Source organism: Flagellimonas okinawensis (genome assembly GCF_029194005.1).
In the GTDB taxonomy this organism is placed as follows: Bacteria; Bacteroidota; Bacteroidia; order Flavobacteriales; family Flavobacteriaceae; genus Flagellimonas; species Flagellimonas okinawensis.
In genome coordinates this window covers 976,529-999,694 of record NZ_JARFVA010000001.1, presented here as the reverse complement: position 1 = coordinate 999,694, position 23,166 = coordinate 976,529, and the positions used below count along the sequence as shown (strand labels likewise).

The 23,166-nt window shown below is 40.3% G+C and carries 25 protein-coding genes and 1 tRNA gene; 17 read left to right on the top strand and 9 right to left on the bottom strand.

What is annotated here, in order from left to right; genetic code table 11:
- Nucleotides 1-99: 99 nt before the first annotated feature.
- From PY091_RS04770 to PY091_RS04750, 5 genes are all read left to right on the top strand, one after another.
- Nucleotides 100-447, top strand: coding sequence for a plasmid mobilization protein (locus tag PY091_RS04770; protein ID WP_275648560.1), 348 nt, complete (start codon nt 100-102; stop codon nt 445-447).
- Nucleotides 437-1,486 (top strand): relaxase/mobilization nuclease domain-containing protein, encoded by a 1,050-nt coding sequence (locus tag PY091_RS04765; protein WP_275648559.1) that lies wholly within the window; start codon nt 437-439, stop codon nt 1,484-1,486. The genes PY091_RS04770 and PY091_RS04765 overlap by 11 nt, the downstream gene beginning before the upstream one ends.
- 11 nt (nt 1,487-1,497) lie before the next feature.
- Nucleotides 1,498-1,788, top strand: a complete 291-nt coding sequence (locus tag PY091_RS04760) for a hypothetical protein (protein WP_275648558.1) — start codon at nt 1,498-1,500, stop codon at nt 1,786-1,788.
- A 136-nt stretch (nt 1,789-1,924) separates the two neighbouring features.
- Nucleotides 1,925-2,098 carry a hypothetical protein gene (locus tag PY091_RS04755; RefSeq protein WP_275648557.1) on the top strand — a complete coding sequence of 58 codons (174 nt, stop codon included), beginning with the start codon at nt 1,925-1,927 and terminating at the stop codon, nt 2,096-2,098.
- A complete protein-coding gene (locus PY091_RS04750) occupies nt 2,095-3,699 on the top strand; it encodes a recombinase family protein (protein WP_275648556.1) in 1,605 nt (534 codons plus the stop codon). Before PY091_RS04755 ends, PY091_RS04750 begins: the two co-directional genes overlap by 4 nt.
- On the opposite strand, the gene PY091_RS04745 is transcribed toward PY091_RS04750, so the two are convergent.
- Nucleotides 3,665-3,738 (bottom strand) — tRNA-Arg (locus tag PY091_RS04745). The genes PY091_RS04750 and PY091_RS04745 overlap by 35 nt on opposite strands.
- Nucleotides 3,739-3,801: 63 nt before the next feature.
- Between PY091_RS04745 and PY091_RS04740 the strand changes: the two genes are divergently transcribed.
- Complete coding sequence (locus PY091_RS04740; protein ID WP_275648555.1) at nt 3,802-4,314, top strand: adenine phosphoribosyltransferase; 513 nt, start codon at nt 3,802-3,804, stop codon at nt 4,312-4,314.
- Here PY091_RS04740 and PY091_RS04735 read toward each other — a convergent pair.
- From PY091_RS04735 to PY091_RS04725, 3 genes are all read right to left on the bottom strand, one after another.
- A complete protein-coding gene (locus PY091_RS04735; protein WP_275648554.1) occupies nt 4,305-4,454 on the bottom strand; it encodes an SsrA-binding protein in 150 nt (49 codons plus the stop codon). The two genes, PY091_RS04740 and PY091_RS04735, sit on opposite strands and share 10 nt — an antisense overlap.
- A gap of 521 nt (nt 4,455-4,975) precedes the next feature.
- Nucleotides 4,976-6,775 (bottom strand): M56 family metallopeptidase, encoded by a 1,800-nt coding sequence (locus PY091_RS04730; protein WP_275648553.1) that lies wholly within the window; start codon nt 6,773-6,775, stop codon nt 4,976-4,978.
- The gene (locus PY091_RS04725; RefSeq protein WP_275648552.1) at nt 6,775-7,134 is read right to left on the bottom strand and encodes a BlaI/MecI/CopY family transcriptional regulator; all 360 of its coding nucleotides are present in this window, start codon (nt 7,132-7,134) and stop codon (nt 6,775-6,777) included. The genes PY091_RS04730 and PY091_RS04725 overlap by 1 nt, the downstream gene beginning before the upstream one ends.
- 150 nt (nt 7,135-7,284) lie before the next feature.
- On the opposite strand from PY091_RS04725, the gene PY091_RS04720 reads away from it, so the two are divergent.
- Nucleotides 7,285-8,223 carry a calcium/sodium antiporter gene (locus tag PY091_RS04720; protein ID WP_275648551.1) on the top strand — a complete coding sequence of 313 codons (939 nt, stop codon included), beginning with the start codon at nt 7,285-7,287 and terminating at the stop codon, nt 8,221-8,223.
- 61 nt (nt 8,224-8,284) lie between these two features.
- Here PY091_RS04720 and PY091_RS04715 read toward each other — a convergent pair whose 3' ends face one another.
- Nucleotides 8,285-9,295: a glutamine synthetase beta-grasp domain-containing protein gene (locus PY091_RS04715; RefSeq protein WP_275648550.1), complete on the bottom strand. Its 1,011-nt coding sequence runs from the start codon at nt 9,293-9,295 to the stop codon at nt 8,285-8,287.
- Between the two features lie 211 nt (nt 9,296-9,506).
- On the opposite strand from PY091_RS04715, the gene PY091_RS04710 reads away from it, so the two are divergent.
- The 7 genes from PY091_RS04710 (at nt 9,507) to PY091_RS04680 (ending at nt 16,440) form a co-directional block, all read left to right on the top strand.
- Complete coding sequence (locus PY091_RS04710; protein WP_275648549.1) at nt 9,507-11,693, top strand: glutamine synthetase III family protein; 2,187 nt, start codon at nt 9,507-9,509, stop codon at nt 11,691-11,693.
- Between the two features lie 79 nt (nt 11,694-11,772).
- Nucleotides 11,773-12,951: an AIR synthase related protein gene (locus PY091_RS04705; protein WP_275648548.1), complete on the top strand. Its 1,179-nt coding sequence runs from the start codon at nt 11,773-11,775 to the stop codon at nt 12,949-12,951.
- Nucleotides 12,952-12,998: 47 nt separating this feature from the next.
- Nucleotides 12,999-13,439, top strand: a complete 441-nt coding sequence (locus PY091_RS04700; RefSeq protein ID WP_275648547.1) for a QcrA and Rieske domain-containing protein — start codon at nt 12,999-13,001, stop codon at nt 13,437-13,439.
- Between the two features lie 21 nt (nt 13,440-13,460).
- Nucleotides 13,461-13,898 (top strand): thioredoxin family protein, encoded by a 438-nt coding sequence (locus PY091_RS04695; protein WP_275648546.1) that lies wholly within the window; start codon nt 13,461-13,463, stop codon nt 13,896-13,898.
- Nucleotides 13,895-14,890, top strand: a complete 996-nt coding sequence (locus PY091_RS04690) for an FAD:protein FMN transferase (RefSeq protein WP_275648545.1) — start codon at nt 13,895-13,897, stop codon at nt 14,888-14,890. The genes PY091_RS04695 and PY091_RS04690 overlap by 4 nt, the downstream gene beginning before the upstream one ends.
- Before the next feature lie 12 nt (nt 14,891-14,902).
- The gene (locus PY091_RS04685; RefSeq protein ID WP_275648544.1) at nt 14,903-15,112 is read left to right on the top strand and encodes a DUF4266 domain-containing protein; all 210 of its coding nucleotides are present in this window, start codon (nt 14,903-14,905) and stop codon (nt 15,110-15,112) included.
- Between the two features lie 68 nt (nt 15,113-15,180).
- Entirely contained in the window at nt 15,181-16,440 is a 1,260-nt protein-coding gene (locus PY091_RS04680) for a DUF3570 domain-containing protein (RefSeq protein WP_275648543.1), read from the top strand.
- Here PY091_RS04680 and PY091_RS04675 read toward each other — a convergent pair.
- Nucleotides 16,421-17,086 carry an ATP-binding cassette domain-containing protein gene (locus PY091_RS04675; protein ID WP_275648542.1) on the bottom strand — a complete coding sequence of 222 codons (666 nt, stop codon included), beginning with the start codon at nt 17,084-17,086 and terminating at the stop codon, nt 16,421-16,423. The genes PY091_RS04680 and PY091_RS04675 overlap by 20 nt on opposite strands.
- A 355-nt stretch (nt 17,087-17,441) precedes the next feature.
- On the opposite strand from PY091_RS04675, the gene prfA reads away from it, so the two are divergent.
- Complete coding sequence (prfA, locus tag PY091_RS04670; protein WP_275648541.1) at nt 17,442-18,518, top strand: peptide chain release factor 1; 1,077 nt, start codon at nt 17,442-17,444, stop codon at nt 18,516-18,518.
- Between the two features lie 35 nt (nt 18,519-18,553).
- On the top strand, nt 18,554-19,375 hold the full coding sequence (pyrF, locus tag PY091_RS04665; protein ID WP_275648540.1) for an orotidine-5'-phosphate decarboxylase: 822 nt from the start codon (nt 18,554-18,556) through the stop codon (nt 19,373-19,375).
- A 14-nt stretch (nt 19,376-19,389) separates the two neighbouring features.
- Here the strand turns inward: pyrF and PY091_RS04660 are convergent, their stop codons facing one another.
- Nucleotides 19,390-19,581, bottom strand: a complete 192-nt coding sequence (locus PY091_RS04660; protein WP_275648539.1) for a hypothetical protein — start codon at nt 19,579-19,581, stop codon at nt 19,390-19,392.
- Nucleotides 19,582-19,780: 199 nt separating this feature from the next.
- Here PY091_RS04660 and PY091_RS04655 point away from each other — a divergent pair, with 199 nt between their 5' ends.
- On the top strand, nt 19,781-20,305 hold the full coding sequence (locus tag PY091_RS04655) for a hypothetical protein (RefSeq protein WP_275648538.1): 525 nt from the start codon (nt 19,781-19,783) through the stop codon (nt 20,303-20,305).
- A gap of 182 nt (nt 20,306-20,487) precedes the next feature.
- On the opposite strand, the gene PY091_RS04650 is transcribed toward PY091_RS04655, so the two are convergent.
- Together PY091_RS04650 and PY091_RS04645 are read right to left on the bottom strand one after the other, a co-directional pair.
- Nucleotides 20,488-21,192: a DUF4197 domain-containing protein gene (locus PY091_RS04650; protein WP_275648537.1), complete on the bottom strand. Its 705-nt coding sequence runs from the start codon at nt 21,190-21,192 to the stop codon at nt 20,488-20,490.
- Nucleotides 21,193-21,269: 77 nt separating this feature from the next.
- Complete coding sequence (locus PY091_RS04645) at nt 21,270-23,129, bottom strand: glycoside hydrolase family 13 protein (protein ID WP_275648536.1); 1,860 nt, start codon at nt 23,127-23,129, stop codon at nt 21,270-21,272.
- Nucleotides 23,130-23,166 lie beyond the last annotated feature (37 nt).

The window sequence follows — 23,166 nt, the reverse complement described above, 5'->3', positions numbered from 1 at the left end:
TAGTTGATCGGAGGTCACGAAGCAAGTTGTGTTTTTGTAAACAAAAACTGCGCACTTCGTTTACAAATGACCTTTAGAACAATACCAAAACCATAGAAAATGGCAAGACCTAAAAAGGACATATCAAAACAAAGGACGATTGTCATAGCCTTCAGAGTTTCAAAAAGCGAATACTTGATCATTGGCAACAATGCGAAGACAATTGGATTGTCCACAGCCGAATATATCCGAAGGAAATGTACAGGAAAATCCCTGCCGACCAAAAAGGTAGATCCTTTGGACCGGAAACTTTTTGTCGAACTGAGCCGGGTGGGAAACAACCTGAACCAACTTGCCAGGGTCTCGAACTCAGGTATCCGTGATGAGTTCAGTATCACCAAACAATTGGAGGAGGTAAAAATGTTGTTGCAACAGCTCAAATCAAATATCACCAACCATGATAGGTAAGATAACCATAGGAAAGGATTTTTACGGAGTTCTGGCCTACAATGAAAAGAAGGTGGAAGAAGGGGTCGGATATGTGATCGATTCCAATATCGGACAATCCACAGCGGTAAACATGACACAGGAATTCAATTTAGTCAGGCAATTGCGTCCGGGGCTTGGGAATGCGGTATTCCATGTTTCCTTGAACCTGCCCTACTCAGATCGATTGAACGATAAGGAGTTTGCATCCTTCGGATGCGACTATCTGATGAGGATGGGTTTCGATAACAACCAGTTCATTATGTACCGTCATACGGACACGGAACACGAACACATCCATATAGTGGCCAACAGGGTCAGGTATTCGGGCAGGACAACAAGTGACAGCAACATTAAAAGAAGGAGCCGGGAAGTGCTCAATGATTTGGAAAGGAAATACGGGCTGTCCCAAATTTCTGTAAAGACTGGTGCCGAAAAACCGCTTACCCAGAAAGAGATCGAGAAAACCCTGAGAACGGGTAATCTGCCCATCAAACTGATACTTCAGGAGCGGATCGGTTCGGCAATCTCAAGGGCAACGGACACAACAGGATTTATCAAGTTGCTACAGGAGCAAAATATCTCGCCAAGATTCAACATAAGCGAGACCACGGGCAGGGTCTCGGGCATATCGTTCAACTATAAAGGCATAGTGTACAAAGGCAGTACGCTTGGCAAAAAATATTCATGGAACAGTATCGTAAAACAAATCGATTATGGGCAAGACAGAGACCGTGCAGTTGTACTATCGACTAATGGAAAAGAACGGGGAACTGATAGATTTGGTAAAGGAAACCTTGGAACGGCAATCAAACCTGAGCCAAGAAGTGAGGGAGTTGCAAAAGGCACTGAAGATCCTTCTGAACAATCAAAAGGTCATGTGGGAAAAATTGAGGGAAATGGAATGACCGGGCCTTTGGCTAATGAAACGGATTGGACCCCTTTCAAACTAGAACTCAATGACCATGGTGCGAGGAAAAAGTCCAAAAGAAAAAAGAAAAGGAAAGGGCTGGGCCTATAAAACTTGAACTTATGGAAAAAATCAACAAGCAAAAACTTTCAGGATTGTCCCCTTCCGAAATCCAGGTATTGGAAATGGTACGCAGCAAAAGGTTCATATCCATCAAACTGATTGTTAAAAATGGAGAGGTAGATGTTATTGAAGGTCTTGAGAGAATGCATACAGGAGAGCGAATTATAGACCTGTTGAAGCAACATGATTTTCAGAACCTGGAAATCAAACAGAGCAATGGTAAGATTGTTTGTGTAAACAGGATATTCAGGAAAAAAGTCTCCCCTTCCGGAAAAACTAAAAGAAGTTAACCAACCATTAATATTCAAGGGATAAAATTGTCATCCGATACTGGATTTAAATAGTTAAAAAAGGTAAATTAAAGCCTGCTTATACAAATACGGTAGTGACCATACGAGATAAAGGAGCTACTGCTATTTAATGGAAATGTCCAACACAATCATTGAACAAAGGCAGAAAAACAGAACATTCAACAGCACATGGCTCAAGACATTTAAAGGGTTTGAGGATTATTCGGAGGAAGAGGCGGAAAAAATCTTGGAGCAACTCAGGGAACTCGCCAACATAGTTTGCCGCCATATCCAAAAAGGGAACATATGAACTTAGAGGTATTTGATCAATTTGCCAAAAGGGAAAAGGGGAGGATTATAGGGAAAAACAATACGGCCGTTATCTACACCCGTGTTTCCAGTAAAGAGCAATTTGACAAAAATGCCAGTCTCAGCACCCAACTTAAATATTGCCAGGAGTATGCACTTCGAAAGGAATTGGAAGTTCTGGAATATTTCGGGGGAACCTATGAATCCGCAAAGAGCGATGAACGTAGGGAATTTCAAAGGATGTTGAAATATGTCAAAAGGAGAAAGAACATTGGCTATATCATTGTCTATTCCTACGATAGGTTTTCACGTACGGGCGCGAACGGTGCCTATATCAGCGAGCAGTTAAAAAAGCAGGGAGTGGCCGTTATTTCGGCCACCCAGGAAATCGATGTAACCACGAGTGCTGGGACCTTCCAAGAAAACCTGTACCATATGTTCTCCCACTTCGACAATCAGGTCCGTAGGGACAAATCCATTACGGGAATGCGGGAGAAGCTGCGAAGGGGGCATTGGACGGGAGCCTACCCATTTGGATATACCAATACAAATCCTGGGAAAGGAAAGGTCCCGAATTTCGTAATTACCGAAGAAGGAAAATTGTTGAAGCAAGCTTTTTTATGGAAGGCCAATGCCAATATGTCCCATGTCGAGATTGCAAAACGGCTCAAAGAAAAGGGCATGGACATACATGCAAAAAAATTGACCGATCTTTTTAGAAATCCATTCTATTGTGGACTTATTGTCAATAGCCTAATTCCTGGAGAAGTGATTCAAGGAAAACACGAGGCCCTGATATCGAAAGAAATCTTTTTAAAGATCCATAATCTACTTCACGAGGGAGATACACCCAAGAAATATTCGTACGACGATGAAAATCTGCCATTAAAACAGTTTGTCAGATCTTCAGTTTGTGGGACACCTTATACTGGGTTTATCGTGAAGAAAAAGGGGCTATATTATTACAAGAACAGGCGTAAGGGAAGCAGGGAAAGCAGAAGCGCAAAAAAGCTTCATGAAGAGTTTATAAATGTTTTGAACAGGTATGCCATAGCCGATAAAAAGTATATCGAACCTTTGACCGATATCATACACGATACCTTGTTGGCTAATAATCAAGAAGCACTTAACGACCAAAAACGATTGACCAAAGAACTCGCTCAAATCGGAGAGCAGATAAATACATTGGAAAGAAGATTCGTTTTGTTGAACGAAATCACAAAGTCCCAATATGATCTTTTTATGCCTGAACTGAAAGCTAAACAAAGGGAATTGGAGATGAAATTGGAGAATGGCGGGATAAATAGTTCAAACCTCAAAAAGTCAGTAAAAATAGCACTCGATTACGCTTGTAACTTATCGTATTTATGGAGGTTAGGGGATTTGGAAACAAAAAGGGCCATACAATATATGGTGTTCCCCGACGGGATTGTGTATGACTTCAAAAACAAAGCAGTTCAAACTTTTCGGGTCAACGAAATTTTTGGCGCAATCAGTTCGTTTTCAGGTAATTTAAAGGAAATAAAAAACGGGAATTTCCACTCGATTTGTGAAAAATCCCGTTTAGTGACCGCGGCAGGATTCAAACCTGCAACCTTCTGAGCCGTAATCAGATGCGCTATTCAGTTGCGCCACGCGGCCTTATTTAAGGGCTGCAAATATATTTCTTTTTAACTTTACCACAAAACCCTAGCAAATAAAATAATGGATTTTGCCCCATACATACGTGATATCAAGGACTTCCCTAAGCCAGGCGTGGTTTTTAAGGACATTACCCCTTTGTTAAAAGACCCCAAAGCTTTTCAAAAAGCAGGTGAAGCGCTTGTTGGATTAACTGCCAATTTGAAAATTGACAAAGTGGTAGGTGTAGATAGTCGAGGCTTTATATTTGCTCCCATGCTCGCCGAAAAAATCGGAGCCGGTTTTGTGACCGTTCGAAAGTCGGGTAAACTTCCTTTTGAGACCATTTCCGAATCTTATGACTTGGAATATGGAACAGGAACCTTGGAAATCCACGCAGATGCCATAGAAAAAGGCGATAGGGTGTTAATACATGATGATGTACTGGCGACGGGAGGAACAGCCCAAGCGGTATGTAAACTTGTTGAAAAACTTGGCGGAGAGGTGGTCCAGTGCAATTTTTTAATTGAACTTACCTTTTTAAAAGGTGCCGAAAAAATTAAAGGTTACCCCAAGGAAACATTGCTTCAATATTGATCTAAAGCCTTTTTGGTCACAAAGTATCGCCATCCTATTATGGCCAACTGCAATTTAGATGCTTGTGATAGATCTAAACCCTTTTTGGTGTAGGAGGGGAGCAACACTTTATTGATTTTTGCCAATATCTTGTAAAACATAAAACTATATCGCTTTGGACAAATATAGATAAAGCTGGCTACAAGCTATGGAACGTTGCTTTTAAAGAGGTAACCCTCCACGGTTTTATATAAAAATAACCGTTAAGAGTTGCATGAGAAGTGTGATGAAAAACTTTACGATTGCGATCATTTTGTGATTGATTTAGAGTTAAAAAAAACAATTATGCTACTGTTATATTTTCGAATATATAATGATAAAAGTCATGCTTCCAAGTGATTACATTAAAATCTATGCAAATGAATACGAGATTGAATTAAAAAAAACGACAAGGCTCTACAACTGAAACACTTCTCCTTGTTGAAAGTTTATAATTGTAATAGAAAAAGCTATTAAAAGTTAAAAAATGTTAGAATTGTAGGGGCTTTTTTAAGTGGATTTTAAAAACCAAGGGAGGTTTCGTTTAAAAAGAGGTCGATTTTGGGGCTTTCGTTTAGGTAGAAAAAAAGAACCGCCTTTAAAGACGGTTCATTGGACTAATCAAAAAATGATTATTTCGTAATCACTTATTCTTCTTAAGAGTAATCTCAATTACCCCATTTTTTGCTTTTTTACCATATTTCTCCAAAGCTTTGTCACCTTTAAGTACAACCATATTTTTAATGGCGCTCGGGGAAAGGTCTTTTAAATCTTTGGATTTTACTTTTTTACCGTCGATGTAATAAAGAGGCTCGGTCTTTCCATCATTGTCTATAAAAACATAGCTGGTATCATCGTCATCTCCGATTACTTCAATATCTTCATCATCATCGGAGTCTTTGATGATCATTACTTTAGAGGTTTTCTTTATTTTCACCTCTTTGTCATTTTCATCGTCGGAATCAACAATTTTCACGATATTCATTCCGTCCTTTTTGCTTACAATCTTTTCAATTTTTACATGTTTTGTGTCGTCATTATTTCTTTGAACCACAAAAACACTTCCTTCTCCGTCCTCATTATCTAAATGGATATCCATGCTTTGCATCTTGTCTTCATCTAACTCTTTGCCATTTATGAATACCTTCTTCTTGCCATCGACTTTCTTTACCACGATTTCTTCTTTGTTCGAGGTGGTCCAAGAAATATTGTCCTTATCTAAAGTGTGTATTCTAACGGTATTCTTCTTTGGTGCGTTCCAAAAGGAGACAGCGTTGTTCTCATCGTCATATAAAACGGTAATGGGGCCAATAGGACCGGGCGAATCAGTATTGTAATTGCCGCTAAAGGTTTTGCCTTCTGAATTTTTACCGCTCATTTGCAATGATATGCCTATGATTTCCCTTTCATCGTTTCTAACGGTGGTATAGCTGAAATCGATACCATCTTTGGCCAAATCTTTTTTAATGTTGTCCAACTCGGTATCAGTAGTGTTCTTGTCAATGGTCAACTCAATAGTTTTGTCCTCTTTAGTGGTCTCGTCTGCCATTATAGCATCAACACTATCGGATTCCTTGTAAAGATAGGTCTCCTCAATACTAAAGCTAGCCAATAACAGCCCTAGTAGTGGAGCGACCGCCATGGTTTTGAGTACATTGATTTTTTTGGATTGATTTTGATTTAACATGACTATTCGTTTTTTGATTAATGAATTATAAAATGAATTAGCTAAACTGTATTCTTGTTTTTCGACTGCTTGCTTAAGCATAATGTACTGGTACGATTTTCTACTTTCTACACCGGCAATGGCATAATAATCCGCTAGGTATTCCAAGTTTTGTTTTACAGCACTTTTGTAGAGCCATAGAAAAGGGTTGAACCAGAAAACGATTTTTAATAATTCCAGCAATAGGATATCCACGGTATGTAGTTGTCGTGCGTGTACTTTTTCGTGTTCTAAAACCGTGTGAAGTTCATTAGCATCAAAAAGGTGTGGGTTGTAAAAAATGTAGTTAAAAAAGGAAAACGGTGATATTTTCTTTTTTGTTTCTAAATGTAAATATGGTTTTTCACGTCTTCTGTGAGCGTTGCTGGCCAGTTTTTTTAGCGCAAAAAGTTTAATGATAAACCTAGTCAACAATACCAGGCATACACCAATATATATAGCAATAAGAATGTTTTCAAGGGTAAACAAGCTGCTTTCAGTGGTCAAGGGAGCAGTGTCGGCACCTGTCTCCGATACTTGTAGAAGCGAAGATCTGGAAACCACTACGGTTTTTTGAATTTTAATCAAAGGAAACGTAAAGGCAAGCACCAAGCCGGACAATAAAAACAATCTATTCTCTTTGAATAAGGTCTCTCGTTTTAAAAAGAGATGATATACAGCTAAAAAACCTGCAGAAATTAATACCGATTGTATAAGGAAGTTGAATATGGGTTGCATTACTTGGTCTTTTCTATTAGATCTATAATTTCTTTAAGTTCGGAGATGGATATCTTTTCTTCTTGGGCGAAGTGTGATACCAAACTTTTATAAGAATCATTATAATAATCGGCAATGGCCGCATTCACATATTTTTTACGGTATTGTTCCTTGCTCACAACAGGGAAGTAGCGATGTGTGTTGCCAAAGGCCTCGTAATCCACAAATCCCTTTTCCTGAAGATTCCTCACAATCGTGGAAAGCGTATTGTAATGCGGTTTCTCACCTTCTATTTTTTCCAAGATTTCCTTTACAAAAGCCTTTTCCAGCTCCCAAAGGATCTTCATGATTTCCTCTTCCTTATTGGTTAATTTTTGCATGATTTGAACATTTGATGCCCAAACATAATACTAAAATCATAGTTAAACAACTATTATTATAGTTTGTTAACTATTTTTATAGTTTTTCTTTTTTAAATAACCTTCTTTAGTGAATAAATCTTCCATTATCTTTACCCTAAAATTCACTTTTTGGGAAATCTACTTTTTATTGTATTGGGGCTGGTTCTGCTTATTGCAGGAGGTAATTGGTTATTAAAATCAGCAGTAGCATTGTCTTTGCGCCTATTTATTCCAAAAATTGTAATTGGAATGACGGTGGTTTCCTTTGCCACCTCGGCACCCGAACTTATTGTTAGTATAAAAGCAGCTCTGGATGGCTTTCCGGATTTGTCCTTGGGAAATGTGGTTGGGTCCAATATAGCCAATTTGGGTCTTGTTCTGGCCATTACCGTAATAATGGGTAGTATAGATGTCAGGAAAAGTTTTTATACCACCGACTGGCCCGTTATGATTGCATCTTCGTTGCTTTTTTGTGGCTTTATTTATTTTGATGGAGTATTGCAGCAATACGAGGGGATAATCTTGGTAGCGCTTCTTTTTGTTTTCTTGGTATACCTATTACGATTTCAAAAAACGGCTGTTGAAGATGAGATGCCGGAAGATGACGTGCCCTTGCCACTTTATAAGATTGCATTGTTCTTGGGTATTGGCGGTACGGCCTTATGGGGAGGTTCCGAATTACTGATAAAAGGTGCCGTAGGTATGGCTTCTTCTTTTGGTGTGAGCGATAGGATAATCGGTATCACCATCGTTTCTGTAGGAACCAGTATTCCTGAGTTGGCGGCATCGGTTATTGCTGTAATCAAAAAGGAAAAGGCAATATCATTGGGTAACCTTATCGGCTCCAACATATTCAATTTATTGGCCGTATTGGGGATTACTTCAATAATTACCCCGATTACCGTTGTAGACGAAGGATTATTGTCCAGCGATATTTTCTGGATGTTAGGAATCTCCTTTCTTATTTTCCCGTTGGTATTCTTCCCAAAAGGCTTAAGATTGGGATGGAGGGATGGACTTGTACTTTTGGCGTTTTACGCAACTTTTATCTACATGACCATAAAATAAAAACCGCCCCAAAAAGCGGGACGGTTTTCATCTATAATCAACAACTAATTTATATACGTGTCTATACGTCAGCGGACTTTACTGTCTTAACAATAACAGCCGCAACTTTGTAAGGATCAGCGTTAGAAGCAGGTCTTCTGTCTTCCAACCATCCTTTCCAACCTTTTTCTACGGTCATAATAGGAATACGAATTGAAGCACCTCTATCGGAAACTCCGTAGCTAAAGTCAGAAATGGAAGCAGTTTCGTGCTTACCTGTCAACCTTTCGTCATTGTACTCACCGTATACAGCAATGTGCTCAGCAGTAACAGGACGGAAAGCTTCACAAACTTTTTCGTAAACATCTTTAGATCCACAGGTTCTCAACAAAGTGTTGGAGAAGTTGGCGTGCATACCGGAACCGTTCCAATCACCTTTAATTGGTTTTGGGTGGTACTCAATGTAGTAGCCATAGCTTTCAGTCAATCTTTGTAGCATATAACGAGCTACCCAGATTTCGTCACCAGCTTTTTTGGCTCCTTTAGCGAACAATTGGAACTCCCACTGTCCGGCAGCAACCTCCTGGTTGATACCTTCGAACTGAAGTCCAGCATCCAAACACAGGTCAGCGTGCTCTTCAACCAAATCCCTGCCCCAAGTGTTTCTTCCACCTACGGAGCAGTAATATAGTCCTTGAGGACCAGGATAACCACCAACAGGGAATCCTAAAGGTAGCTGAGTGGCAGTGTCCATAATAAAGTACTCCTGCTCAAATCCAAACCAGAAGTCATCATCCTCATCATCAATAGTGGCTCTAGAGTTACTTTCGTGTGGAGTTCCATCAGGATTCAACACCTCTGTCATAACCAAATAACCATTTCTTCTTGCTGGATCGGGGTAGATCGCTACTGGCTTCAACAAGCAGTCAGAAGAACCGCCTTCGGCCTGTTTGGTAGATGAACCATCGAAAGACCACATTGGGCAATCTTCCAATTTACCACTAAAATCTTCTTCTATTCTAGTCTTACTTCTAATGTTGGCTGTTGGCTCATAGCCATCCAACCATAGATACTCTAATTTAGATTTGCTCATAATTCTGGTAGTTAATCGTTCTCAATTTTATGATTAACAAAAATAGTTTTTTCATTTAATTATCAATGTTTTATGGGGGTAAAATCACAAACTTGGGTTTATTATTTATATTACCCCTGTTTTAAAGAGGGTTGACTGAAAAAAAAGTAATTTTTACTGTATATTTTATTAAATTGTTAATTGTAGATTTGAAAATTAAAGATTGTTGAAAATGCCAAAAACAAGATTCCAAGCCTTGGCCGAAAGCCGTAATAGAGCACATGCAAACATCAACGAGACGGGTAAGCGTTCGGACCTATTTGGAAAGAATGTTTTTAATGAAGATAAGATGCTGCAATTCCTTACCGAGGAGGCTTTTGAAAAAGTGAAATCGGCCATATTCCAAGGAAATAAAATAGACAGGAAAATTGCTGATCAAGTTGCCGAAGGTATGAAGGCCTGGGCACTGTCCATGGGGGCCACCCATTATACCCATTGGTTTCAACCATTAACTGGGGCCACTGCCGAAAAGCACGATGCATTTTTTGATATACTACCCAATGGAAGGGCCATGGAAAAGTTTGGTGGTGCACAATTGGTACAACAAGAACCGGATGCTTCCAGTTTTCCAAGTGGTGGAATCAGAAATACTTTCGAGGCCCGTGGGTACACGGCTTGGGACCCAACTTCGCCTGCCTTTGTGTATAAGACTACTCTCTGTATTCCTACCATATTTGTTGCTTACACAGGAGAGGCTTTGGATAATAAAGCTCCACTTTTGCGAGCCTTGCATGCCATTGATCAAGCAGCAACAGGGGTGGCCCAATATTTTGATAAAAACGTAAAAAAAGTACACGCCACATTAGGTTGGGAGCAAGAGTACTTTCTTATAGATAAGGCCTTGGTGAATTCCCGTTTGGACCTCTCCGTTACGGGAAGGACTTTGGTGGGTAATTTCTCTGCTAAAGGACAACAATTGGACGACCACTATTTTGGGGTGATTCCTCCGCGGGTCCTAGGATTTATGAGTGAACTCGAAAAAGAGTGTACCCAACTAGGCATACCTGTAAAGACCCGCCACAATGAAGTGGCGCCAAATCAGTTTGAGCTGGCTCCCGTTTTTGAAGAGGCGAACCTCTCGGTTGATCATAATCTATTACTGATGGATGTGATGGAAGAGATAGCCGACAGATATAACTTTTCGGTACTTTTTCATGAAAAGCCATTTTCTGGAATAAACGGTTCCGGTAAGCATAACAACTGGTCGTTGGCCACGGACACTGGAGTGAACCTTTTAAGTCCGGGCAGCACCCCAATGAAAAATCTTCAGTTCTTGACTTTTTTCGTAAACACCATTAAAGCAGTGGACACCTACGAAGAATTGTTAAGGGCTTCAATTACTTCTGCCAGTAATGATCATCGTTTGGGCGCCAATGAAGCGCCACCACCGATCATTTCCATTTTTATTGGTCAACAATTGAGTGATGTTTTGGATGAACTCGAAGGTGTTTCAAAAGGAAAATTGTCCCCACAGGAAAAAACAGAGCTCAAGCTCAATGTTGTGGGCAAGATTCCCGAGATATTATTGGACAACACGGATAGGAACAGAACTTCTCCTTTTGCCTTTACCGGTAACAAGTTCGAGATGCGGGGCGTTGGTGCGAAAATGAACTGTGCCAAGCCCATGACCATGCTGAATACCATTGTGGCCAAACAGTTGACCGACTTTAAAAAAGAGGTTGATGCCCTTATCGACAAGAAAAATCTGAAAAAGGACGAAGCTGTTTTCAATGTGCTTCGAGAATACATAAAAACTTCCAAACGCATCCGTTTTGAAGGTGATGGCTACGGTATAGAATGGCAGGAAGAGGCCAGAAGAAGAAAACTGAGCTTTAATAAAAACACGCCAGAAGCCCTTCAAGTAATTACCTCAAAGGAAAGTTATGAACTTTTCAAGCAGATGGATGTGATGAACGAGGTAGAGCTCAAGGCCCACAAGGAAGTGGAATTGGGCGCTTACATTTTCCATATCCAGATAGAAGGGCGCGTTTTGGGAGAAATGGTCTATAACCACATTATTCCGGCAGCTGTTAAATATCAAAATCTTTTGCTCGAGAACATTCAGGGGCTAAAAGATGTGTATGGAGCGGCACACAAGAAAGTGGCCGAGGGCCAATTGAACATATTGGAGCAAATTGGTGAGCACATTGTTGAGATAAAAAGATTAACGGACGAGATGGCCGATGCACGTAGGCGTGCCAACGGTATGTCCGTAGTGGATAAAAAGGCGCAGGCATATTGCAACAACGTAAGACCTTATTTTGACAAAATTCGGGAGCATTCGGATACTTTGGAGAAACTCATCGCTGATGAATTTTGGCCGTTTACCAAGTACCGAGAAATGTTGTTCTCTAAATAGAAAATATCACAAAATGGAAAAGACGGAAAGCATATCAATTATTTGATGGCTTTCCGTTATTTTTGCCCAAACCTTTCATATGTCATCGGATACCAGTAAAAGATATGCGCAAAGAGGTGTTTCTGCCTCCAAGGAAGATGTGCACAATGCCATCAAAAACATTGATAAAGGACTTTTTCCCAAAGCGTTCTGCAAAATTGTACCCGATTATTTGACCGGTAGTGAGGACCATTGCTTGGTAATGCATGCCGATGGTGCAGGTACCAAATCCTCTTTGGCCTATATGTACTGGAAGGAAACAGGAGATATTTCGGTTTGGAAAGGAATTGCCCAAGATGCGCTTATCATGAACGTTGATGACCTGATCTGTGTGGGTGCCACTGACAATATTATGTTGTCCTCTACCATTGGGCGAAATAAAAACCTGATTCCCGGAGAAGTGATTTCAGCCATCATCAATGGGACTGAGGAACTGATTTCAGATTTGGACAAACACGGGATTACCATCCGCTCCACGGGAGGGGAAACTGCCGATGTAGGGGATTTGGTTCGTACCATAATTGTAGATTCCACTGTAACGGCAAGAATGGAGCGAAAGAACGTCATCGATAATGCCAATATCAAAGCAGGAGATGTTATCGTTGGTTTGGCTTCCTTTGGACAGGCGAGTTATGAAACCGAGTATAATGGGGGAATGGGAAGTAATGGTTTAACCTCGGCCCGACACGATGTGTTCTCTAAATATTTGGCAGAAAAATATCCTGAAAGTTTCGATGCATCCGTTCCTGAGGAATTAGTGTATTCGGGGAACACCAAACTAACGGATAAAGTATCCGATTCCCCTCTGGATGCAGGAAAACTGGTTCTGTCTCCAACGAGAACTTACGCACCCATTATCAAAAAAGTGTTAGCGCAATATTCTTCCGATGAGATTCACGGTATGGTACATTGCAGTGGCGGTGCCCAGACCAAAATCCTTCACTTTGTGGAAAATCTCCACATCATCAAGGATAATATGTTTTCCATTCCACCTTTGTTTAAATTGATTCAAGAACAATCCGGGACCGATTGGAAAGAAATGTACCAAGTGTTCAATTGTGGTCATCGCATGGAATTGTATGTAGATGAGAAGGTTGCAGAGGAAATCATTGCCATTTCACAAAGTTTTGATGTGGATGCACAGATTGTGGGACACGTGGAATCATCCGAAAATAAAAAATTGACCATCCAGAGCCCTTACGGCAAGTTTGAATATTAGCATACGATTTCTTTATAAATAGCGTTAATTTATATAAACCTTACGCTATGGAGAGAAAAGAGTTTCTTCGAAGTTTGGGTGCAGGCGCAGCCTTTGCCCTTACATTTCCCTGTTTACAAGGATGTTCCAACGATGATATTGATGGAAATCTAGTGGAAGAGCCTACTGGAGTCGACTTTACGATCGACCTAACATCGGCAGAAGCTTCCAATCTTTCCCAAAATGGCGGTTTTATTCTGAAGGACTTAGTGGTTGTGGCCAGAAATCTCCAAGGAGAGTATGTGGCAGCAAGCCAAGTTTGTAGTCATCAATCGTACGATCAAGTTCGTTTTGTAGACCAGAGTGGAGGTATCTTTTACTGCGATGTGCATGGTTCACGATTTGATCAAAATGGAACACCGCTCAATCAAGTGGATGGGACTCCGGCCAGAGCACTGACAGTCTACAATACAGAACTCAATGGCTCTGTTTTACGGGTTTATGAATAGTTTTTAGAATCCCCAAATCGAATGAAAAAATTAATCTACATATTGTTGTTTGCCAGCTGTGGTATGCTACAGGCACAACAATGGCAAGAAAGTTTTGATGATGCCCTTACCAAGGCCTCTGCTGAGGACAAACCCATAGTTTTGGTTTTCTCCGGTTCCGATTGGTGTGCTCCCTGCATCCGTTTAAAGCGACATATTTTTGATAGCGAAGAGTTCCAGGCCTATGCGTTGGATCATTACGTAATGTACGATGCCGATTTCCCTAGAAAGAAGCAGAATAAATTGCCCGAGGAAAAAATGAAGCAGAATAAATCCCTGGCCGAGAAATATAACCCAAAGGGTTATTTCCCTTTGGTTGTGGTTATGGATAAAGATCAGCATGTTTTGGGCACAACAGGGTTTGTGGCCCGCACCAGCCCGGAAAAATATATTAAGACCCTGAATAAATTTCTGAAATGAAAAACCTTGTTGCCTTGACCTGCAGTCTTTTTTGCCTGCTGTCGTTCGGGCAGTCGAGGCAAACGGATGTCACGGTAAAAAAGACCCTGAAATTAATGGGGACTCGCTTTGAGATAACCGTTGTGGCACCGAATGAAGAAATTGGCTATATCAACATAGATGAAGCCGTATCGGAAATTGAACGTATAGAAGCCATTATTTCTTCTTGGAGCGAAAATTCGGAAACCACACTGATCAACAAAAATGCGGGAATAAAGCCAGTTAAGGTTAGTCGAGAGTTGTTCAATTTAATCGAGCGGGCCATAAAAATATCCGAAATTACCGATGGGGCTTTTGATATTACCTATGCCTCCATGGACAATATCTGGAAGTTCGATGGAACCATGGATAAGGTGCCTACTACAACAGAAATTAAACACTCAGTTGCAAAGGTTGGATTCAAAAAAATTCAATTGGATCAGGAAAACCTAACCGTATATCTCCCAGAAAAAGGGATGAAAATTGGTTTTGGTGCCATTGGTAAGGGATATGCCGCTGATAAGGCGAAGGACCTACTCGTATCCAAAGATGTGAAGGGCGGAATTATAAATGCTTCAGGCGATCTTACTACTTGGGGTACCAAGGTTACAGGTGAAAAATGGTTGGTTGGGATTGCCAATCCACTGAGCAAGGACAAAGTATTTAGTTGGCTCCCAATTGTAGAGTCATCGGTGGCGACCTCAGGGAATTACGAAAAATATATAATGCTCAACGGTGAAAAATATTCTCATATTATTGATCCAAGAACGGGTTACCCTACCAAAGGCATCAATAGTGTTTCCATATTCGCCAAGCAAGCAGAGTTGTGTGATGCTTTGGCTACCGCGGTCTTTACGATGGGCCGTGATGTTGGTCTGCATATGATCAATCAAATTGATGGGGTAGAGGCCGTTGTCGTGGATTCTGAGAATAAAGTTCATCGCAGTTCAGGAATAATGTTCGATACGAATTAGTACATTTAGTATATGGGAAGACCGTTTTTTTTATTGCTACTCTTAGTTTTTTCAAGCTCCTGTGTTGCCGTTCGCGAGTACGACAAGGTATATGTGAACGATGAAGAAATGCAATTGAGTGCAAGGCCCTGCGAAAGGTTTGAGACCAATTTCCATATTTACAGGGAAGCTTCTTCGGGAGCAAATGGTGGTAAAACAGGAGGCGGGTGCGGATGTAATTAGTGCTGCAACTATCTAATCATATAAAAAAGCTTATGACCCAATTGTCCAGAATAGTAAAATCCGCTTGCATGGTCTTGTTCTTTTCCATGGCATTCATCGGCTGGTCACAGCAAGACGATACTTCTTACAAGCGAAGGGTTCTGGAAGCAAGTGAGGTCGATTTATTGTTCAGTTATTACAATCAAGATGGACAAAATGCCGCCGTTACCGGTGGAGAAGGAACCGAAGAATTAACCGATGCCACATCCAGCATTGTTCTTCGAATGCCCATGAACGAGGACGATATTTTAACGGTTGATGTTGGTCTGTCAGCTTACACTTCGGCATCATCCAGTAATGTAAACCCTTTGGATGGAGGTCTCAATGTAACTCCGTTCGATGCCTCTTCTGGAGAGTCGCGTAAAGATGTCTTGGTTTATATCAATCCCACATACCAACATAGTTCGGATGATCGGAACACTATTTGGAGTGCCAACGCCTATTTTTCTTCGGAATACGATTATTTTTCAATTGGTTTTGGTGGAAGCTATACCAAATTGTTCAATGAAAAGAATACTGAAATTACACTAAGTGGTCGTGTGTTTTTGGATAAATGGAATTCGCAATACCCGATAGAATTGCGTGATGGTTTTTTTGATGATCGCATTACGGGAAATGGGACATACCGCCCAATTTTTTCTGAATTTGAAAGCGAGAACAGGAATTCTTACTCAGTATCCCTTAGTTTTTCACAGATTTTGAGTCAGAAATTACAAGGAGCCTTGTTTATGGATGTAGTTTCCCAAAACGGATTGTTGAGCACGCCGTTCCAGCGTGTTTACTTTTCGGATTTTGAGGATTTTTTTATTGATGAGTTCCAGTTGGCGGACAACGTGGAGCAGTTGCCAGATAGCCGCTTTAAAATACCTGTGGGCGGCCGATTGAATTATTATTTGAACGATGTGGTGATATTGCGTTCCTATTACCGTTATTATTGGGACGATTGGGGCATCAGTTCGCATACGGCTAGTTTAGAAGCCCCAATAAAGCTTACCGATAAGTTTACATTGTATCCCACATATCGGTATTACACTCAGACTGCAGCGGATTATTTTTATCCCAAAGAGCAAGCACTGTCTACATACGAGTTTTATACTTCGGACTACGATTTGTCTGATTATGATGCTCATCAATACGGGATGGGAGTTCAGTACAAAGATATTTTTACAACTGCCAGAGTACTTAATTTTGGGTTGAAAACCATCAATTTGCGATTTAGCCAATACGATAGGAGCGACGGGCTTAATGCCTTTATCGTGACGTTGGGGACTACTTTTGTTGGGAATTAATAGGTAAATAGCCCTCGTTTTCGAGGTCAGCCATATTGTGAATCAATTTGGAGCATCCGTTTTTCAGAAAATACAAATCGTCGCTCAGCGAAACAATTTCTTCGTACAAATGATCAGTCAGCAGTATGATTTTATTGACTTTTTGTGCTTGAATGATGTCCTTGATCTTGGAAATATATAAGGGTGCTAGATTGGAAAAAGGCTCATCAAGGAGTATAATGTTTTTGTTGCTATTCAAGATAAGATAGGTTTCCAATAATCTGAGTTCACCTCCCGAAAGTTCCGAAGTAAAGTGGTTTTTGAATGGTTTGAAATGTTCAAAATCGTTTATAAGGTTATTCCAATCAATATTAAACAATTTGAGGCTGCTACTTACTTTCATATTTCCAGTAAGGAGTCTGTGTTGAGGTAAATAGGCGATTTGATTCTTTTGAAATAAGGGGCCTTTCATAAATTTCCCATCAATCCGGATGGATTTGTATTTAGGCTTTACACTCCCAAATAAAATGTTGAGCAATGATGTTTTTCCAGAGCCGTTTCTACCCAAAATACCTGTAACTTTTCCGCTCTCGGCTTTTAAATACACTCCTCTCAAAATGTTTTTGTTGTTGAAGGAGAGTTCTATGTTGTCAATTTCTAGAATCAAAAGAAAAATATTAGGTAAATGATAAGGGATATCAGCAAGTCAAATACAAATGCAAGGAAGAGAAGGGCGGTTTTGGTGATGCCGAAATTTTGATATAAAACCAAATCTTTGGAATATCTTGAATCTGAGAATCTAAGAGTGACCAAACCAATAAAAACCAATTTTAAAGCGATAATTGAGGCTAAAGTAGATTCTAAAACCATTAGGAGAATGGCTAATAAATTGGATGCCAAGAGAATGGTTTTGTAGAACAGAAAAACTAGTAGGTATGTTTTAAGACGGAATAATGAAACCATGGTATTTACTAAATGTACAAATTAATCGTAAATTCGCATTCCCATAGGAGGATTGATTTATGCTAGACAAACTCAACATCGTAAAACAGCGTTTTGATGAGGTTTCGGACCTTATCATTCAGCCGGATATTATTGCGGACCAAAAGAGATATGTAAAACTCAACAAGGAATACAAAGATCTTAAGTTGCTCAGCGATAAACGCGACGAATACATTACCCTTACCAATAATATTGAAGAGGCAGAAGAAATCATTGCGGACGGAAGTGATGCGGAAATGGTGGAAATGGCCAAAATGCAATTGGACGAGGCGAAAAGCGCCATGCCCAAGTTGGAAGAGGAAATCAAATACCTGTTGATTCCAAAGGACCCCGAGGATGAGAAGAACGTGGTCATGGAAATTCGTGCGGGAACAGGTGGTGACGAAGCCAGTATTTTTGCGGGCGACCTATTCCGTATGTACACCAAGTATTGCGAATCAAAAGGTTGGAAAACCAATGTGATCGACCTTAGCGAGGGAACCAGTGGCGGATACAAAGAAATCCATTTTGAAGTGAACGGAGAGGATGTTTATGGAACGCTTAAGTTCGAGGCAGGAGTGCATCGCGTACAGCGTGTACCGCAGACCGAGACCCAGGGTAGGGTGCATACAAGTGCGGCCACCGTTATGGTAATTCCAGAAGCAGAGGAGTTCGATGTTCAGATAGATCCCAAAGATGTTCGAATCGATTACTTCTGTTCTTCCGGACCTGGTGGGCAATCGGTGAACACGACCTATTCGGCGGTTCGATTAACACACGAACCAACTGGAATCGTAGCACAGTGTCAGGATGAGAAGTCCCAGCACAAAAACAAGGATAAAGCGTTTAAGGTGCTTCGTTCCCGTTTGTATGATATGGAATTAGCCAAAAAACAGGCGGAGGATGCCGCCAAACGCAACTCTCAGGTGAGTAGTGGCGACCGTTCGGCAAAAATCCGTACTTATAATTATCCGCAGGGTAGGGTAACCGATCACAGAATAGGACTCACTCTTTACGATTTGCAAAACATCATCAACGGGGATATCCAGAAAATTATTGATGAGTTGATGTTGGTGGAAAACACTGAAAAACTCAAGGAAGCTTCGGAGATATTTTAATCTTAAAGTAGAAGTGCGGTAGAGAACCCATCATAATGAAGATAGAAGATTTAATTGCCCAGATACGTCTAAAGAAATCGTTCCTCTGTGTTGGTCTCGACACCGATTTGGATAAAATCCCAAAGCATCTTCTTAAAGAAGAGGACCCTATTTTTGCTTTCAATAAGGCTATAATCGATGCCACGCATCCCTTTTGTGTGGCCTACAAGCCCAACATTGCTTTTTATGAGGCTTATGGTCTTCAAGGTTGGAAATCACTGGAGCGGACCATGGAATATTTAAATTCCAATCACCCGGAAATGTTTACGATTGCCGATGCAAAGCGAGGTGATATAGGAAACACGTCAACGCGATATGCAAAAGCATTTTTTGAGACCATGGATTTTGATTCCATAACCATTGCGCCCTATATGGGCAAGGATTCTGTGGAACCTTTCTTGGAGTTTGAGAACAGGCATACCATACTTTTGGCGTTGACTTCCAATCAAGGTGCTTTTGATTTTCAGACCAAAAACGTAGATGGACACGAACTGTACAAAGAAGTACTGTCGGTTTCTAAGACCTACAAGGGTTCTGAGCGCTTAATGTATGTGGTAGGTGCCACTAAGGCGACTTATCTTGAAGATATCAGAAGAATTGTTCCGGAAAGCTTTTTATTGGTGCCCGGAGTGGGAGCGCAAGGTGGTAGTTTACAAGAAGTTTGCCAATATGGGATTACCAAAGATGTAGGTCTGTTGGTAAATTCATCACGTGGAATTATTTATGCATCAACGGGAGATGACTTTGCAACAACCGCGGCAAAAAAGGCACAGGAAATCCAGCAAGAAATGGAACTGGAACTGGCGAAACTTAAATAGGCGAATGTTTTAACCTACAATTTTTCCAATGTTCTTTTTATGCTTTGAGCTTTGCTCTTAAAAAATTCCCCAAGTTGATTGTCCTTGCCCGAAACGTTGGCAGCTTTTTCCATGAAGTTTTTATGCATTACCTCTAAAACCGATGCTGCTTGGCTTAGTCCGGTGATTGGGGTAACCGCTCCAACTTTACAATACTGATTATTCATAGCTCTCAAGATTTGTTAATAACAAAGATACGTTCAAAACGTGCTGGTGGACTATTCTGAATAGGGGTATACGTCTATAAATCAGGTTATTTATCTAAAATTTAACGAATCGAGGCCTTTTTAAGAAAACCGATAACATGATGTTGGGTTAAAATTAACGTACCTTTAAAAGACTGGATTGTTAACATCAAATATCTGCATGAGAATTTTAATGTTTGTCTTTTTTCTGCTTTTTGGAGTTTACTTATCCGCTCAAGATAAATCCAATTGTAACTGTTGTTCGGAAGACCATAAGGCTTTTAATTTTTGGATAGGAGAGTGGGAGGTTGTCAATTTTAAAGATGGTTCGCCTGCTGGTTATAGCAAAATTCAATTGGAAGAGGATGGGTGTGTAATTCGCGAAAATTGGACAAGTGCCAAAGCGGGTTATACGGGGACAAGTCTTAATTTTTATAATTCAGGGACCCAAGAATGGGAACAATTATGGGTAGATAACAATGGTGCAGTACTAAATTTAAAAGGGAACAAAAAAGGTAACCAGATGATTTTAACTTCCGGAACAATATCCAATACGGATGGAACTACCTATAAGAACCGTATTACCTGGACAAATAATAAAGATGGCACGGTTAGACAATTGTGGGAAATCATAGATGGAAAAAACAACATTACTGTTGCTTTTGATGGCATCTATAAAAAGTTGGAGAAAACAAAAAACCGGTGAAAACACCGGTTTTTAACTAACTAACTCAAAAAAATGCTAACTCAGATAACTTGTACAAAATTCAAGTTTAACCTTCAGGTCAAGGTTAATTTAACTTTAGGATTTTGTTATAATTACTCTTAATTATTGAGTTTATAACGCAATAGTCCTAAAGATATTGCATATTTCTGAAAAAATTATGATTAATCTTGTAAAGCGAACACCTTTTTTAACAAATTTGTTGTTCTGGACGAAACTTTTGTCCTAATTTCCTGTTCTTCTACTGCAATCATGGTATAAACTCCCTCCAATGCTTCATTAGTGGTATAATCGGTTAAATCCGGATTTACATCATTTGTTAGGGGTAGATTATTGTACTTGGTAATAATATTGCTCCATATTTGGTCAGCTCCCACTTTTTGAAACGAATTTTTAATAATCGGATTAAATTTATTGTAAAGCTGGGTTCGGGTGGCTTGCTGTAAATATTGAGTAGCGGCATTGTCGTTGCCCAACAGAATCTGTTTGGCATCGTTAAAGGTGATTCCTTTAACGGCATCGACAAAAATGGGCGTTGCTTCACCAACGGCATCTTCCGCAGCCCTGTTAATTATTCTCAGCCCTTCGTCTGCCAAGCTCGATAAACCAATATCACGTAGGGTCTTGTCTACTTTTTGCAATTCCTCCGGCAGTAGTATTTTGACCAATTCGTTTTTATAAAAGCCATTTTCACTGGTAAGTTTGTTCACCTGTTTTTCGATTCCCATGTTCAGGGCTTCTCTCAATCCTTGGGCAATTTCATCATTGCCGATTCCTGTGGTGCCTTGGGGCAGTTGGTTGACAACTTGTTGTAATTCTGCACAGCCGGCAAGTTGCAAAACCAGTATACATAGCAATAATCTTTTCATGGTAAAATGTTTATGTTGATATGAAAATACTCCGAATCACCTTAAAAGTGTCTTGTTTTGGAAAATATTAGGTGAAATCACTTTAATTCAAAAACCAATCCACTTTTTGCCGCTACATCAAGATTTTGATTGATTTCGTATTCCATTCCCGAAATTATTTCCAAAGCTTTCGTATGCGATTGTATGCCTTCTTCAAATCGTGCTAGATCAATTTTTTGATCTTTGTTTGAATTGTTCAGCACCACCATAACGGTTTCATTCGGATTATCCGGTAGATACCTAAAATAAACGTAAACATTATCTACCGGGGAAAAATGAAGCGTTTCGCCAAAATGAATGGCTTTTTTACCTTTTCTCCAGTTCAATAGGTTCTTTGTAAATTCAAAATACTCATTTTGTTTTGTAGTTCTTCCTTTGGAGGTAAAGGCATCTTGCTCATCGCCGGTCCATCCACCTGGAAAATCCCGACGAATATCTCCATCACCTTTGCCTTTGTCGCCCAACATGCCAATTTCATCACCATAATAGATTTGTGGAATGCCGCGTAAGGTCATAATAAGTGTGAGCGCCATTTTGTACTTATCCACATCTCCGTCAAATTCTTGGTTGATACGGTTGACATCGTGGTTGCCCATTTTTATTAATAGGTTATTGATATTGGGGTAGAGGAAATCCTTGGTCAAATGATCATAAATCCGATATACACCATCTCCCCAATTTTGTTGATCTTCCTTAAAAACTCGAGGGAGAATATCATGGAGCGGAAAATCCATCACGGTTGGTAGATTGGAGTTGAAACCTTGTATGGCCCCAACTTTGCTGTCTTTTTGCCAGTAGGCGATATGTGCGGTTTCGTGCATAAAAATTTCGCCCATAACGTTGAAGTTTGGGTATTCCTCCATTACACGGGTCACCCATTCGGTAATCCCCTTTTTGTCATTATAAGGATACGTGTCCACTCGGATTCCATCCAAATCGCCGCTCTCGATCCACCAAATGGCATTTTGGACGAGATAGGTGATGAGCATAGGGTTGTTCTCGTTCATATCCGGCATGGTGTAATCAAACCAGCCATCCATACAACCTTTGGCATCAATTTCCGAGGCATATGGGTCAAACTGGGTAGTTTGGATATAATTACTCCGTTTAAAACCATTTTCTCCGCCCTCCCAAAAGTGAATCCAGTCGCTTGATGGAAGATCTTGAATTAGCCAATGGCTCAATCCCCAGTGGTTGGGTACAAAGTCCATAATATGCTTCATATTTCTCTTGTGAAGTTCTGCGGATAGGGAGGCAAAATCTTCATTGGAGCCATATCGGGGATCAATTTTGTAGAGATCGCTGCTGGCATAGCCATGGTACGAGTATACTTTTTCGTTATCCAAGGTTAATGGAGTGCTCCACAAAGTGGTAGCTCCCAGTTCATTAATGTAGTCCAAATGGTCAATAATGCCTTGAATGTCTCCACCGTGTCTACCACCTTGGTGTTCCCTGTTGGCTTTTTCAATAGTTTCCGAAGTGCTATCGTTGGAGGGGTCACCATTGGCAAATCTGTCCGGCATCAAAAGATAAATTACATCCGATGAGTCAAAACCCTTTCTTTGTTCGGACCCATCTCTTCGAGTTTTAAATTCATAATTAAAAGAGTCTACCGTTCTTTTTCCTTTCTTCAACGATAAGGTGTGTGTGCCGGCAGTGATGTCTTCTGTATCAACCGTAACAAACAAGTAGTTTGGGTTTTCAACTTTCACTACTTTTTTAATATTGATATTTCCAGAAAATTCCGGGTCCAGATTACTGATGTTGTCACCATATACCAATAGCTCAAGCTCAGTGCTGTTCATGTTGGCCCACCAATTAGGTGGTTCAACGCGCTCTATTTGGCCAAATGCAAAACTGCAAATGGCCAATAGAACTAGGGTTGTAACTTTTCTCATGAATTTATAATCAGATATGTTGTTCGCTCATTATGAT